Source organism: Agrobacterium sp. LAD9 (genome assembly GCF_003031125.1).
GTDB lineage: Bacteria > Pseudomonadota > Alphaproteobacteria > Rhizobiales > Rhizobiaceae > Agrobacterium > Agrobacterium radiobacter.
The window spans coordinates 1-14372 of record NZ_PHGS01000013.1 but is presented as its reverse complement, the minus strand read 5'-3'; the positions used below and the strand labels follow the sequence as shown (position 1 = coordinate 14372).

Below are 14372 nucleotides of genomic sequence, written 5' to 3'. Positions count from 1 at the left end.
TTTGCTTCACTGTTACTCATGTCGGTTTCCTCTCAACAGTTGGGAACGTTAATTGCAAGACCTCCACGTGAGGTCTCCTTGTACTTGGTCTTCATGTCTCGGCCGGTCTCCCACATGGTCTTGATGACCTGGTCGAGCGTCACGTGATGCGTTCCGTCCCCGCGCAGTGCCAGACGAGCGGCGTTGATGGCCTTTACGGCTCCGAACGCGTTACGCTCGATGCAGGGTATTTGCACCAATCCCCCAATCGGATCACACGTCATGCCCAGATGATGTTCCATGGCGATCTCCGCCGCATTTTCGGTTTGGCGAGGTGTCGCTCCCAACGCAGCAGCCAGACCGGCTGCCGCCATGGACGCAGCCGATCCCACCTCCCCTTGGCAGCCGACCTCAGCACCCGAGATCGATGCGTTTCCCTTGATCAAGCCACCGACCGCTGTTGCGGTCAGCAGAAAGGTTCGCATTCCTTCACGCGACGACCCCTTGCAAAAATCTCTGTAGAACCTGAGGACGGCGGGAATGACGCCTGCCGCACCGTTCGTCGGCGCCGTAACAACCCTGCCGCCGGATGCATTCTCCTCGTTGACGGCGATGGCGAAGACCGAGACATATTCCATGTCGGTAAACCCGGGCGGCCGTGTACCCACCTCAGCCTCTTTCCGGAGCTGGGCGTATAGCGTATTGGCTCTACGCGGAACCTGTAGTCCCCCAGGGAGAGTACCGGTCTGGCTAATGCCCCGGTCGATGCATGACATCATCACATCAATAATTTCGTCGAGCTGCTCGTGGATTTCGTCAGCGGGCTGACGACACAACTCATTCGCGAGCACCAGATCACCGATGCTCTTTTGATTTTTCTCGCAATGCTCCAACAATTCGGCCGCCGTTGCGAACGAGAAAGGAACAACGTAAGTTTCGTGTCTCGCCTCGGCATGCTCTCCAGTAACGAGACCGCCACCGATCGAGTAGAACATTTCATCCGCTAAGACTGCGTCATCGTGATCGAGCGCTTGAAACCTCATGGCATTGGGATGACGCTCGAACTTCTGCTTCTTGTCGAATATGACGTCTCGCTGGGGATCGAATGATATAACGCAGCCATCCGGCAACCGAAGTTGGCAGGATAAGGCAATGTCACGCAAGATATCGTTGACTGCATCGGGATCCAGCTGTTTCGGCTCATACCCAGCCATCCCAAGTATCATGGCAACATCGGTCGCATGACCTTTGCCCGTCCACGCCAGCGAACCAAAAGCTGTCGCAATCAACCTTTTAACGCAATTGGCTGGTAGTGAATGCACAAATCGACGCGCAGCTACCATCGGGCCTACGGTATGCGACGATGAGGGACCAATTCCGATTTTAAAGATATCCGAAACTGGTGCGGCTACCGACGGCAGTCGCTTCGCCTCGTCGTCGCAACGCACTTTGTCGGGGGGATTCGAAAACATAGGGCCTCCACGTTGAACGAGTGGCCCCCTCTGTCTTGATGCCTGAGAATATTATTCCTTCGGCGGAGACGTACTGAAGTGCGCCTCACTTTCCAGATTCATTAATCGCCGAGTGGTCCTTTTGCCTGAGAGTTTCCGGGGCGGTTGCTCCTTCGGCGTCGGTCAAAACCGAGCTCTCCCACTCGCTCGTGTCACTTGTCTGCTTAACTAGAAGCATCCAAGTGCGCTCAAGCTAGTCTTCTCTGATGCGAGCGTCAATCGATCTTGTGCGTTAAGAATATTTTTGTGCGCAAATGTTGATGTCAGAAGGTTGGTGGAGTGTTGATCCACAGGATCGAGGCTGGCGCATCGCCTGGATTAGAGAAGCGGTGTGGGCGATGGCTCGCAAAAGTCATGGAGTCACCAGGCTCAAGCCGATAGGTCTCGGTCTCATCCAAAATCAGCTCGAGGGCCCCCTCGAGCATGTATAGGAACTCCTCACCGTCGTGCTGGTAGCTCTCTCCACTCGAAGCACCAGGCTCGACAATAAACAGAAGCGATTCCAGGACCGTCTCGACACGGAAGAGTTGTTGGATCTCGACACCGTTCAAGCGCGCATCAAGGGGACGTCGGTCTTCCGGCTTCACGACCAGTTGGTTATCCACCGGCTCGCCGCCAAGGATCTGCACCATATTCGTTCCAAGTGCGGCGGAAAGTCGCTGAACCACAGCGATCGAAGGATGACTGATCGAACGCTCGATTGCACTGAGATGTGAGGCACTGAGACCAGTTGCCGCACCGAGATCGCGAAGGCTGATTTTCTTCGATGTGCGCAGTCGATGAAGTTTCGGCCCCAACGCAGTTGGATTGGGCGCTATCGAGCCCTTATTAGCCGTTGGCTCCATCTGCTGTAGAGCGAGTTTCACACCTGCTGGGTTTACACCCGACTTCACGAGATCGCGAACGGTCTGCATGAGCTTCATTTGCTCCATTGGGTAGACACGATACCCGGCAGAGGTTCGAACAGTCGAGATGAAACCGTGCTTTTCCCACTGCCGGATCATCGTGGTAGTAACACCCAGGATTTCCGCTACCTGTCCGATGTAGAGCCCGCTGTAAGGCGGATTGCTTTGTTGACCTTCGTCCTCACCCAGACTTGTAGAGTTTTTCAAAATATCGCTCCTAAAGTGACAACTGAAATTTACTGAACATAAGTTCGACCGAATTCGAGAAAAAAACAATTAAAAAGTGGCCTAACTTTTGCACCGTGCACAAAAGTTCGGAGTTCAACGGCGACCTGCCTAATCGTTGAGCGCAAACGCGCCCTTTAGGGCGGCACCTGCCGCAACATTAGGCAAGCAAAATATGTGCAGCACACCCTTGCAAAGCCAGTTGACAAGTTAGTGCACATGACTAATTATGGCGAACAGACGGGCGATTGAGAAGGTAAATATGCCTCTCCCGCCACAGCGGATCCGCTCGTCTGCGTGGCTCAAGCACATACGGTGACTTGGTCATTTTTGAAAAAACAAGGGAACAAAAAAAATGGGAAATCGATTCAAATCACGCCATAAGTTTGTCTGCGCGACGGCCCTCTCCTTTGGCCTGGCTATGACTTTCGCTGCCGCCGCTCGTGCTGAAGAGCCCACCAAAAGTGTGGCAGCGGTATTTCTCGGTGAAGTGAAGGTTGGGAATTTTGATCCGACCGCCTTCCATGCCTATCAGTCGATAATCAAGAACAACAAATTCGAGAAGTCGGAGTTTGCGGAAGCTGTGCCGTTCGAAAAAGCGGTTGAAGTTCTGACCGACTTTGCCCGACGCGGTTTCGGTCTCGTTATTGCCCATAGCGAGGGATACCAGGCTGCCGTACATCGTGTCGCGGAAGACTTCCCCGACACCCACTTTGTCATCTCGCCGGCCGGCGAAACGGGCGACCTTCCGAACGTTTCCGTCTACGAAGAAAATCCCTTCCACGTCCTGCTTCTGCCTGGGATGGTTGCTGCACTCACCGCTGAAAACGGCCATCTTGGTTACATTGGCGCCGTACCTCTCCCCGGCATCCTGAAAGAAGGCGGCGGCTTCGTGGCAGGTGCGAAACTCGCCAAGCCTGACGCAAAGGTCGATGTGGTTTGGACCAACAGCTTCTCCGACGCGGGTAAGGCGAAGGAAGCTGCTCTCGTCATGTTCCAGAACGGCGCGAAGGTGGTCGGTCACACCGTCGATACCGCTAGCCAGGGAATTTTTCAGGCAGCCCATGAAACCGGCAACAAAGCTATCGGCGGCTTTGCGGACGAGGGTCTGCATTCAAAGGACGTCCTGACTAGCGGTATCTACAATGATGAGCTGGTGTGGGATCATATCGCAAAGGACTTCCTGAACGATAAGATCGAAGCCAAGGTTTATAAGTTCGGTCTGTGCGAAGACGGTGTGACACTGGGTACCTTCAACGATGTCTCCGCCGAAATCCAGGAACGCGTGAAACAAACCAAAGCCGACATTTGCTCGGGCAAGATCAAGCTTGAGGAAGTGGCCCTTCCCCAACCGTGATCTGGCGGTTGACGTCTCGAACATCAACACTTTTGGAAAGAACGCACATGTTAATGGGAACACATGGCGCTGCGACTAAACCGTTCTTGGAAGTACGAGGCGTCAGCAAAACTTTCGGAACGGTCGTAGCCCTCAACAATGTCTTCTTCGACGTTTCCGCCGGAGAAGTGCATTGTGTCGTCGGAGAAAACGGCGCTGGCAAATCAACATTGATGAACACGCTCTACGGGTTCAATAAACCTGACAGTGGCAGCGTATTCATCAATGGCGCGGCGGTCGATATTAGCTCACCATCAGACGCGCTTCATCTTGGCATCGGGATGGTTCACCAGCACCTCATGTTGGTAAACGAACTGACTGTCTACGAAAACATCGTGCTCGGGATGAAACGAGTTCGAAAGACGACCGGCGTGCCGTCAATGCGAGACAGGATCGTTGCGCTCGCCCGTCAGATCGGCGTCACGATCCCACTCGATAGGAAAGTGCATACCCTGGCACTTGGCCAGCGCCAACAAGTCGAGATCTTGAAGGCACTTATACGGAATGTCCGGTTGGTTATTCTCGACGAGCCAACCAGCGTGCTTTCTCCCCCAGAAATTGAGAAGCTCGGCAAGCTCGTGAGGCTCCTTGCGAGCAACGGGACGGCGGTCGTCCTGATCACACACAAGCTTCGCGAGGCAACCGAATTCAGCGACCGCCTTACAGTCATGCGCGGTGGGTCAGTCGTTAGTACAGGACCTGTGAGCACGTTCACTCATGAGAGAATCATCCGGGACATGTTCGGAGATTCAAAGGATCACGGTGCGCCATCCCTTGGCCCTTACATCGGCGCAAAATCGCGCCGCGTGTCTGTCAACAACCTGCATGTGATGGATGACCAGCATCATCCCTCCGTTAACAATGTTTCTTTCGAAATTTCCGCAGGTGAAATCCTTGGCATTGCAGGTGTTAGCGGCAACGGGCAGTCCCACCTGTGCGAGGCGTTGGCCGGAACAAGGAACTCTGCGAGTGGCGTGGTTACGCTCAACGGACAGGACATCACCAGTCTTCTGCCGCAGGATCGTCGTCGCGCGGGCCTAGCCTATATTCCCGAAGAACGCAAAGACGGTATCGCCATGCAGCTCACCGTCGGCGAGAACCTTTATATGAACCGGTTCTCCGACGCCATGTTCAACAGCTTCGGGGTCTTAAGACGGAAGAAACTCGAAAGTGAAGGGCGCAGAATGGGGGCCGCATATTCAGTGCCTGCCTCTCGTTTCGATGCACCTGTCCGACTGTTATCCGGTGGCAACCAGCAGCGAATTGCACTTGCCAAGGCTCTCGAAAACAAGCCCACCTTTGTGATCGCCTCACAACCAACTATTGGCCTCGACCTCAAGACAATCGAGTTCGTCCAGTCGACGTTGTTGACGCTGCGAGAGCAAGGCGCGGCAATTCTCTATGTCTCCACCGAGCTTGATGAGCTGTTCACCGTCGCTGACCGTATCGCGGTTATGTTTCGTGGCGGTTTCGCGAAGATCGTCAGCCGAGATGAATATTCAAGAGAGGTCCTCGGGCCACTGATGATCAACGGCGGGGAGATCGCGGCATGACCGACCACGCCGAAACACATTCAAGCACCTCATCTCCGGGATTTAATTTCATGGCCACATTGTTCGAGACGGCCCAGCGAGCAGGCCCAGTTGCCGTTGCCGTCGGGTTGTCCATGATTGTCGGCGCGGGCCTTATCCTTGCGGCCGGCGTCAATCCCCTACTTGCATATTGGACCATTGTGACTGGCGCCCTTGGAGGTTCCTACGAGCTAACGCTCACCCTTCGCTATTTCGTGCCACTTGCACTTGCCGGTCTGGCAGTGGCCGTGCCCCTACGGGCAGGCCTGTTTAACACCGGCGGCGAAGGCCAGCTGATTGCTGGGGCCATTGCGGCAACCGGCATTGCTATACTGTTCCCCGCGCCAATTTATGTCCAGTTGCCTATGGCAATTGTCGCCGGGATCATCGGTGGCGCTGCCTGGGGTGCCCTTGCCGGCTTGCTGCGGGCGAAACGTGACGCGAACGAAGTCCTGACGACGATCATGTTGAATTTCGTCGCCGCCTTCCTGTGTCAATATCTGGCACGCGGTCCTTGGAAAGACCCGACGCAACCGATCGCAATCACGAAGAACTTCCCGCGCAGTGCTGTTCTTCCGAATCTGAATTTTGGGTTCCAGGTCAACTCATCGCTCCTTTTGCTTTTTGCGGCAGCACTCTTCTTTGTCTTCTACATCGATAAGGGAAAACTGGGCTTCGCTCTTAAAGTTGTGGGGGCCGATAAGAAAGTCGCGTTGCTCGCGGGTATCTCGATCAGTGGCACTCTGATCGGTGCGATGGCAATCGGCGGCGCGCTCGCCGGATTGGCGGGAGCTGTCGAGGTCCTGGCAGTGCAGCGCAACCTCTTCTCCACCTTCTCACCTGGCTACGGTTTCGCAGGCGTCGGCATCGCCTTGCTCGGCAGACATCGGCTGGGTGGAGTTATCTTCGCGGCGTTATTTTTCGCGATCCTCTACAACGGCACCAGTGTCCTCAATCGCACGATGGCGGTCCCGAGTTCCATTGCACAATGCCTCGTTGCCTTGCCTGTCATCTTTATCGCCGTGCATCTCGCGGGCTCCGCAATGAGAAAGGCCAAGCCCAATGTTTGATTTCATCAGCGCAGATCTCTTTCTGTCAGTCCTGCGGATATCAACTCCCATGCTACTGGCTGCCATTGGCGGACTATTGGCCTGGCGCGCCGGCGTGATCAATCTCGGCCTCGAGGGATACATGCTCCTGGGAGCATTCGCATCGAGCGCGGCTACCGTTTATGCGGGAAACCTCTATCTTGGCTTGCTGCTTTCATCGCTCTTTGTAGCGCTTATAGCAGCGGCGATGAGCTACGCCATCGTCATACGAGGCGCCGATCAGATCGTAACCGGCATTATGTTCAACATATTCGCGCTTGGTTTCACAACCTATTGCGCGAGCCTCATCCAGGGTACATTTGGATCCGGAAGTCTGTCAGGCGCAGCGGAATTCAGCGACGCAATGGCAAAATTGCGCAAAATCCCAGGTCTGGGCGAGCTTTTACAGGCAATCAACCCCTTCCTGATCGTCTCAGTTCTGTTGGTGATCGGCTTTGCCTTTATATTAAAGAAGACGTCGGTGGGCATATCGATCATCGCCGTTGGAGAACAGGCACGGGCGGCCGATGCGGCCGGCGTTCCTGTCAACAGCCTTCGTTGCATCTGCTACATCATAGGGTCCGTCATCGCGGGTCTGGGCGGTGCGTTTCTCTCTCTGAGCTATATTGGCATGTTCACGACGAACATGACCGCCGGCCAAGGATATATCGCGATTGCGATCATTATTCTAGGACGTTGGCGGCCGCTATTTGTTCTCCTGTCTTCTCTTGTCTTCGGTTTGGCATTCGCACTCCAGGTACGCCAGCAACAATCAGGATGGGGCCTGCCTGTCGAGGTCATGCTCGCGTTCCCCTATCTTCTGACGCTTCTGATCGTCACGCTGACTGGCCGCGCCAACGGTCCTGCCGAGGAGGGTAAACGCTTCGTGCGCAGTAGCCGGTAATACCGCGAGCGCGAAATGCAACGGTGGCGCTACACCTCCTGGAGCGTTGGCGTCTCTTTAAGATCCAGAATAAAAAATGTGAGTGGAACATGACAAACGAACAAGCTTCAACAGCCTCAAAAACTCCAACGGTTGGCATGAAAGAGCTCGCCACAAGCGCATCTGCCACCGAACTTTCCAACCTCCTTCGTGAGAAGGAGATTTCTCCAGTCGAATTGCTGGAGGCCACGATCGAGGGAATTGAGGAAAAGAACCACATCGTGAACGCCTTCGTTCACCTTGGCTTCGATGAAGCCCGGGAATTGGCGAAGAAGCAGGAAGGCGCACTTTTACGCGGGGATGACCTGGGACCGCTTGGTGGAGTCCCCGTCGCGATGAAGGATCTCTACGACTTCAAGGTTGGTTGGCCTTCGACGCTCGGTGGCGTTCCCGCTCTACGCAACAACATCGCTACGTTCAATTCGCTTTGGGTCGAACGTATGGAGAAGGCGGGCGCAAACATCGTTGGTAAGACGAACGCGGCAATATTCGGTTTCCGCGGAACCGGTGACAACCCTCTTTTCGGCCCTTCCAAGAACCCGTTCGACCTGTCGTACAACAGCGGCGGCTCATCGGGTGGCGCAGCTGCCGCTGTTGCGGCAGGCCTCGTTTCAATCGGACAAGCGACGGATGGCGGAGGTTCCACCAGAGTTCCAGCTGCGTTCTGTGGCCTAGTCGGCCTCAAGCCCACTTTTGGACGCATCCCGATGCCTATCCGGCCGAATGCTTTCGGCGGCACGAGCCCGTTTCTTTTCGACGGCGCGGTAACCAGAACGATTGAAGACTCCGCGATCGCGCTGGAAGTGTTGGAGGGTTACGATTCCCGTGACCCGTTCGTATCGAGAGGCCCCAAAGTCGATCGATCTGAAATTCGAGGGGATGTTAAGGGGCTGAGGATCGCCTTCTCGCGCAACCTCGACACCTATCCGATCGAAGATGAAATCGACGAAGCCATGAAGCGTGCCGTTGCTGTGTTCGAGGATGCCGGCGCGATCGTCGAAGAGGTAAAGCTGGGCTTCACTGCCGACCATCTGGAGATCGGCGAATTGTGGGGACACCTTATCGTCCACTCTCAGATCGAAGGTCTCAATGCTCTCAAGGCAGCCGGGATCGATCTGCTCGGCGATCATCCGGAACAGTTCTGCGATTTGCATCGCTACTGGATCGATAAGGCACTGAAGGCAACGACGCTCGAACGCCACCAGCACCAGATCCTGCGCACGATGATCTACGAGAAAGTTCAGGCAGTCTTGGACAGCTACGACGTTCTCATCACGCCCACTACGGCGCTGCTCGGCATCAAAAATAACATTGGTGGCGACACGATCGGGCCGACTGAGATCAAGGGGGTTCCGGTAGAGCCACTCATCGGCTTCGCGCTCACGAGCTACTTCAACTACACCGGACATCCCGCCCTTTCTGTTCCGGTAGGACTTTCTTCCGGCGGCCTGCCAATCGGCATGCAGATCGTCGGAAATCGATTTGAGGACGGAGCGGTCCTGAACGCCGGCCGTTTCGTAGAAAAATCAATGCCTTGGGATTCTATCTACAAGAAGATCCAACTGGCCAGCTAAGCCATTTCAAGAGGTCGTCGGGCATCAAACAGCATGCCAGCCGTCCGATCCATACGACTAGGGAGTACAGCATGTCGGAATCAGCAGCACTCAGCGTCTCCTCCACGAAGGAGCATATCAAGCCGGAAGGACATTGGGACTGGCATATCCCAACCCCGTTCTCACAAGCCGTGAAAGCTGGGCGGACTATCTATCTCGGTGGACAGTTGTCGGCCGATGAAAAGGGAAATGTCGTCGGCGTTGGCGACATCGAAGTCCAGACGCGCAACGTCTTCGAGAATATCACAAAGCTTCTTAAGGCCGCTGGCGCGAGCTGGAAAGACGTAGTGAAGCTCAACACCTACTACGTCTTCAACGGTACGGGCACGGAGGCGCAGGAATTCTGGGAGAAGATGACGAAGGTTCGCCTTGAATACATTCCCACTCCCGGGCCGGGCGCGACAGCAGTGCGCGTTGCGGGCCTGATGTATGATGGCTTCCTGATTGAGGCTGATGTGGTGGCCGTTATCGATGAATAGCGCCCTCAATAAAGTGCCAGAGGAAGCAGTTCCTACCATCGAACTTGCTCAGCAGCTGGTGCGGTTGGATACGTCCAACCCACCAGGCAACGAAACACTTGCGGCCAAGCTGATCGCCGACCGCCTCGTATCGTTGGGTGTCGATGTTCAATGGCACGAACTCGAGCCCGGGCGGGACAGCATAGTCGCGCATCTGAATCCGGGGGCATCCGATGCCGCTTTATGTCTTTGCGGCCACCTAGATACTGTCCCACTGGGTTCAGAGCCCTGGAAGGTTAGTGCGCTGAGTGGTGAGATCAGCGAATACCGGATGTGGGGGCGCGGAACGACCGACATGAAATGCGGCGTTGCGGCAATGGTTACTGCCTTCGAGCGTCTTCGCGTTCAGGGAAGCAAGGCCAATGTCGTGCTCGCGCTTCTTGCATCGGAAGAAACGGGTTGTCAGGGAGCTGTCCACGTGGTGGACAAACTTCCCCCGATCGGCGCGCTCGTCATAGCCGAGCCAACAAATGGCGAGCTTGCGATCGGGCACAAGGGCGTGTTGTGGCTAAAGCTCACCACGAAGGGCAAAGCGGCACATGGGTCAATGCCTCACCTTGGTGTCAACGCCATCGACATAATGTCGACAGCAATTTCTTCGCTACGTAGCCTCTCTTTTGGGGTCGCATCTAGTCCGCTGCTCGGCGATCCAACCTACAATGTAGGAACTGTGTCGGGAGGCTCTGGAACAAACATCGTGCCTGACAGATGCGAGTGCACCGTCGATATTCGACTCATCCCCGGCCTCACCGCAAGCCATGCGAAAAAACTCGTCGCCGAATGCGTTGGTGGTGATGTCGAGATTGAAACCGTTCTCGCTCTCGATGCGGTGGCGTGCGATCCCGACGACGCTTGGATACAATCGGTCACTGCGAGGACTGCAGAGATCGAAGGCCGGCGGATCACGCCGACAAGCGTATCTTATTTCACTGACGGGTCCGTTCTCGTTCCCGCGTTGAATTCGCCCCCCATCGCCATTGTCGGGCCGGGCGACCCGGCCCTTGCGCACAAGGTCAATGAATCGTGCTCCGTAACAGCGATCTGGCGAGCCAGCCAACTTTATGAGCGGCTGGCACTCGACTGGACCGATAGTAACAACTGAAGAAAGGAACTCTATTATGAACGAACAGCAAAAAGCCAAACTCGCCAAGGACCGCCGTCATCTGATCGATGTCCTGATGAGCACCAAGCATTTTGCCGAAAAGGTTTTCCGTGGCGGCAACATCGTCAACGTCATCTCCGGCGAGATTTATCAGACTGAACTCGCCGTTTCCGGCGAATACATTGTACGCCTTGGCGATTGCACCTCGCTGGTTGGGCCTGATACGGAAATCGTTGAGCTGAATGGCGCGCACGTCATGCCGGGCCTGATTGATGCTCACATGCATTTCGAAAGTGCCATGTTGAACTGCACGGAGTTTACCAGGCTCTCGCTTCCGACCGGCACCACATCTGTCGTCTCCGATCCGCACGAGATTGCAAACGTGCTTGGCCCGGACGGCGTGGAGGAAATGGCTAAGGAATGCGCGCTGCTTCCCAACCGCATTCACACCCGTGTTCCTTGCCGCGTCCCTGACGTATCGCTTGTCGAAACCTGCGGTGTTGATATCACGTCTGCAGACGTGCCTCGGATGCTTGCAATGCCGACTGTGGATGGCATTGGCGAAATGCAGTCTGTTGGTGCACCCCGCTTCGCGTACGACAACACGCCGGATGTTTTCGACGACGCGATCAAGTCGACCGTGTTCACCCGTACCGCCGGCAAGGTTGTCGATGGTAACGCCGCGGCGCTTTTCAATGACCAACTTGCTGCACACATCATTGCTAGCGGTACAGACATTTCCTGCCATGAGACGACCTCTAAGGAGGAAGCCCTCGAAAAGATCCGTTACGGTGTTCGCATTCTCATGCGCGAAGGATCGACCCAGCGCAACATGAAGGAGTGCATTCGCGTCTACACCGAGGATGGTCTTGACCCGCGTTATCTTTGCCTTTGCACCGATGACATGTTGCCGGACGATCTGCGTGACCATGGTCATATGAATGACGTTGTTCGTCGCACGATCGCAGCGGGTATCAAGCCGGTTCTGGCAATCCAGATGGCAACTATCCATCCGGCCACCTGGATGGGCCTGCCAGATGTTGGTGTGCTTGCACCGGGCAAACTCGCCGATCTTTGCATCGTCAAGGGCGATCTTGCGGAAATGCAGGTCCACAAGGTTTACATCGGCGGCAAACTCGTTGCTGAAGACAACCAGCTGAAGATCGAAATTCCGCCGTATCGCTATCCGGATTGGGTCCGCAAGAGCGTGAAGCGCAGCCCGATTTCCAAGGCCGACCTTGAAACCAAGACGACCGGAAATTCGGCGAAGGTCCGCGCGGTCGGCCTGATCCCTGATCAGAACCTGTCGCGCGCTGTTGAGGCTACCGTCTCCGTCGAGGACGACGTCGCACAGGCAAGTGTTGAGCAGGACATCCTCCTCGGCGCGGTTGTCGAGCGTTATGGGCGTCACGGCGGCATTGCGAACGGGTTCATCAACGGCTTCGGAATGAAGCGTGGCGCTATCGCTGAAACGGTTTCGCACAACACGCACAACATCATCGTCATGGGCACGAACCATGACGATATGGTCAAGGCCGTCAATGAAGTCATCCGAATCCAGGGCGGCATCGTCATGGTCGACGATGGCGAACTCATCGGTACGCTTCCGCTGCCGGTGGCCGGTCTGATCAACGATGAACTGAACGCGGCAGAGATGACCGCCAAAGTCTCCGAGATGACCAAGATTGCCCAGGATCGCCTCGGTGTTCAAGTTCACGGCCCGTTCATGCATCTCGCGTTCCTCTCGCTCTCTACCAGCCCTGTCTGGAAGCTTACCGACCGCGGTCTCGTGAACGTTGAAACCCTCGAAATCCTGCCGGTGGTCATCGAGCCGGCGCTGGTAGACGCTTAAGGAGGCGAACCAATGTCAGACGGAACGTCAAAAACGGCCATTCCTAAGGTCGGCAAGCGAGCGCTGGACCGTGGAGCGCGTACAGTCCTCGATCTTTCGAGGGATATCCACGAGGGCATGCCTCTGTGGCCTGGACACCAGCTTCCCTTCAAAATGATCAACCAGACCCATGATGGGTTCAAAAACCGGTGGGGAACCAATTTCGGGTTTCAAGCGCATAACTGGCTGCTGAGCGAGCATACGGGCACCCACACCGACGCGATCTTCGAGTATGATCCTGGCGGCGCAACGCTTGATGACATGCCTTTGGAATACTACTACGGCTCGGCGATATGCCTGGATGTGAGCCATGTTCGGCACCCCGATTACATGACCTCTGAGATCCTTGAAGACGCGCTGAAAGCAAGTGGTCAGGAAATTCGGGTCGGCGATATCGTGCTGCTTTACAGCGGACACGGCGATCGCACCTTCGGCACGAAGGACTTCATTAACGTCTATTCCGGGCTAGATCGCTCAGGCGCGGTGTGGCTTGCTGAACGGGGTGTCGTCAACATTGGCATCGACTCTCTGGCGATTGATCATAGTGACGACATGACCTTCGTCGGTCACGCCGTTTGCGCTGAATATCAGATCGTCAATACGGAGAACCTGACCAATCTCGATAAGCTTGTCGGTAAGCGGTTTGAGTACTTCGGCCTCCCTCTCCATTTTCGTGAAGGAACGGGGTCTCCGGTGCGAGCCGTCGCGATTGTAGACTAAAGGCGGACCAAGACATGGGGCGCGCCATATGCGCGCCCCATGCGACAATTCGAGCGAACTCTTCGATCAGCATGAAGCATTTTTTGGGGCCATCGAACTGTCCGCGGCAACTCCACGTCGTAGAGGCGCTTGTTCGACCACGCCCCTACCTGGCCCGCCATGCGCGGCTATCGAGCGACACCTTAGCCAGTCACCGCCTTTGCATGATTTTGTGATGGCGACAGTTGGCCTCTCAACGAGGAAATCATATGCCGAAAAGGCACATTACCAAGATCCTTGTCGCCAACCGTTCAGAGATTGCGATCCGCGTGTTCCGCGCGGCCAATGAACTCGGTTTGAAAACGGTTGCGATATGGGCGGAGGAGGACAAACTTGCACTGCACCGGTTCAAGGCAGATGAGAGCTGTTGATTTCCATTGAGAACTGAGCCGGCGGGGATGCGGATAAAAAGTTGGACTAATTTATACTGTTAGGCCAAGGCTTTCTCGATACTCGACCGGACTGCGTGAGCCCAGTGATAATTTGATGCGCTTTTCATTGTACCATCGGATGTACGCATCAACCTCGTGGACAAACTGCTCGATTGTGATGGTCTTCCAGTCTCGAGGGTAGAAGAGTTCTGTTTTCAATCGGCCGAAGAAGCCTTCGCACCCAGCGTTATCTTGTGAGCAGCCCTTGCGGGACATTGAACGAACCAGCTTCGCATCGCTGATCCGCGTGAGCCAGCCGGGCCAGCGATAATGCGCTCCACGATCCGAATGGATGATTGTCCCGCTTTCGGCATCGGTGACTGTCTTGATAGCGGCGTCCAGCATCGTGTTGACTAACCCCGCATCAGGTTGCGTTCCAATCGACCAACTGATCACCATGCCATCGAAGCAATCTATGATAGGCGAGAGATACACTTTGC

12 protein-coding genes, 1 pseudogene and 1 riboswitch are annotated in these 14372 nt (G+C 55.5%); of the genes and pseudogenes, 10 read left to right on the top strand and 3 right to left on the bottom strand.

Features of this window, described 5'->3' with window-relative positions; genetic code table 11:
* Nucleotides 1-32: 32 nt before the first annotated feature.
* Both DA915_RS13780 and DA915_RS13775 read right to left on the bottom strand, forming a co-directional pair.
* Nucleotides 33-1451, bottom strand: coding sequence for an L-serine ammonia-lyase (locus DA915_RS13780; protein WP_107676175.1), 1419 nt, complete (start codon nt 1449-1451; stop codon nt 33-35).
* A 103-nt stretch (nt 1452-1554) separates the two neighbouring features.
* Nucleotides 1555-1642: riboswitch (glycine riboswitch) on the bottom strand.
* Between the two features lie 111 nt (nt 1643-1753).
* Nucleotides 1754-2602: a cupin domain-containing protein gene (locus tag DA915_RS13775; RefSeq protein WP_107676174.1), complete on the bottom strand. Its 849-nt coding sequence runs from the start codon at nt 2600-2602 to the stop codon at nt 1754-1756.
* Between the two features lie 373 nt (nt 2603-2975).
* Here DA915_RS13775 and DA915_RS13770 point away from each other — a divergent pair, with 373 nt between their 5' ends.
* The 10 genes and pseudogenes from DA915_RS13770 to DA915_RS13725 all read left to right on the top strand — a co-directional run.
* Complete coding sequence (locus DA915_RS13770; RefSeq protein WP_107676173.1) at nt 2976-3977, top strand: BMP family protein; 1002 nt, start codon at nt 2976-2978, stop codon at nt 3975-3977.
* A 47-nt stretch (nt 3978-4024) separates the two neighbouring features.
* Nucleotides 4025-5569, top strand: coding sequence for an ABC transporter ATP-binding protein (locus tag DA915_RS13765; RefSeq protein ID WP_107676172.1), 1545 nt, complete (start codon nt 4025-4027; stop codon nt 5567-5569).
* The gene (locus DA915_RS13760; RefSeq protein WP_107676171.1) at nt 5566-6657 is read left to right on the top strand and encodes an ABC transporter permease; all 1092 of its coding nucleotides are present in this window, start codon (nt 5566-5568) and stop codon (nt 6655-6657) included. The genes DA915_RS13765 and DA915_RS13760 overlap by 4 nt, the downstream gene beginning before the upstream one ends.
* On the top strand, nt 6650-7579 hold the full coding sequence (locus DA915_RS13755; protein ID WP_107676170.1) for an ABC transporter permease: 930 nt from the start codon (nt 6650-6652) through the stop codon (nt 7577-7579). The genes DA915_RS13760 and DA915_RS13755 overlap by 8 nt, the downstream gene beginning before the upstream one ends.
* An 89-nt stretch (nt 7580-7668) precedes the next feature.
* Complete coding sequence (locus DA915_RS13750; protein WP_107676169.1) at nt 7669-9192, top strand: amidase; 1524 nt, start codon at nt 7669-7671, stop codon at nt 9190-9192.
* A 71-nt stretch (nt 9193-9263) separates the two neighbouring features.
* Nucleotides 9264-9710, top strand: coding sequence for a RidA family protein (locus DA915_RS13745; protein ID WP_107676168.1), 447 nt, complete (start codon nt 9264-9266; stop codon nt 9708-9710).
* Nucleotides 9703-10851 carry a M20 family metallopeptidase gene (locus DA915_RS13740; protein WP_192886490.1) on the top strand — a complete coding sequence of 383 codons (1149 nt, stop codon included), beginning with the start codon at nt 9703-9705 and terminating at the stop codon, nt 10849-10851. Before DA915_RS13745 ends, DA915_RS13740 begins: the two co-directional genes overlap by 8 nt.
* Before the next feature lie 16 nt (nt 10852-10867).
* Nucleotides 10868-12703 carry an adenine deaminase gene (locus tag DA915_RS13735; RefSeq protein ID WP_107676166.1) on the top strand — a complete coding sequence of 612 codons (1836 nt, stop codon included), beginning with the start codon at nt 10868-10870 and terminating at the stop codon, nt 12701-12703.
* Between the two features lie 12 nt (nt 12704-12715).
* A complete protein-coding gene (locus tag DA915_RS13730; RefSeq protein ID WP_107676165.1) occupies nt 12716-13462 on the top strand; it encodes a cyclase family protein in 747 nt (248 codons plus the stop codon).
* Between the two features lie 248 nt (nt 13463-13710).
* Nucleotides 13711-13866, top strand: a pseudogene (locus DA915_RS13725) (biotin carboxylase N-terminal domain-containing protein); the annotation flags it as partial.
* Nucleotides 13867-13923: 57 nt separating this feature from the next.
* Here the strand turns inward: DA915_RS13725 and DA915_RS13720 are convergent.
* Nucleotides 13924-14372: IS3 family transposase (locus DA915_RS13720; RefSeq protein ID WP_107676163.1), on the bottom strand; the 449-nt coding region annotated here is incomplete at its 5' end.

What these genes read in the sequence shown, in the direction of transcription:
- DA915_RS13780 (WP_107676175.1), bottom strand. Translation starts at nt 1,451, where the DNA reads ATGTTTTCGAATCCCCCCGACAAAGTGCGTTGCGACGACGAGGCGAAG.
- DA915_RS13770 (WP_107676173.1), top strand. Translation starts at nt 2,976, where the DNA reads ATGGGAAATCGATTCAAATCACGCCATAAGTTTGTCTGCGCGACGGCC.
- DA915_RS13765 (WP_107676172.1), top strand. Translation starts at nt 4,025, where the DNA reads ATGTTAATGGGAACACATGGCGCTGCGACTAAACCGTTCTTGGAAGTA.
- DA915_RS13760 (WP_107676171.1), top strand. Translation starts at nt 5,566, where the DNA reads ATGACCGACCACGCCGAAACACATTCAAGCACCTCATCTCCGGGATTT.
- DA915_RS13755 (WP_107676170.1), top strand. Translation starts at nt 6,650, where the DNA reads ATGTTTGATTTCATCAGCGCAGATCTCTTTCTGTCAGTCCTGCGGATA.
- DA915_RS13750 (WP_107676169.1), top strand. Translation starts at nt 7,669, where the DNA reads ATGACAAACGAACAAGCTTCAACAGCCTCAAAAACTCCAACGGTTGGC.
- DA915_RS13745 (WP_107676168.1), top strand. Translation starts at nt 9,264, where the DNA reads ATGTCGGAATCAGCAGCACTCAGCGTCTCCTCCACGAAGGAGCATATC.
- DA915_RS13740 (WP_192886490.1), top strand. Translation starts at nt 9,703, where the DNA reads ATGAATAGCGCCCTCAATAAAGTGCCAGAGGAAGCAGTTCCTACCATC.
- DA915_RS13735 (WP_107676166.1), top strand. Translation starts at nt 10,868, where the DNA reads ATGAACGAACAGCAAAAAGCCAAACTCGCCAAGGACCGCCGTCATCTG.
- DA915_RS13730 (WP_107676165.1), top strand. Translation starts at nt 12,716, where the DNA reads ATGTCAGACGGAACGTCAAAAACGGCCATTCCTAAGGTCGGCAAGCGA.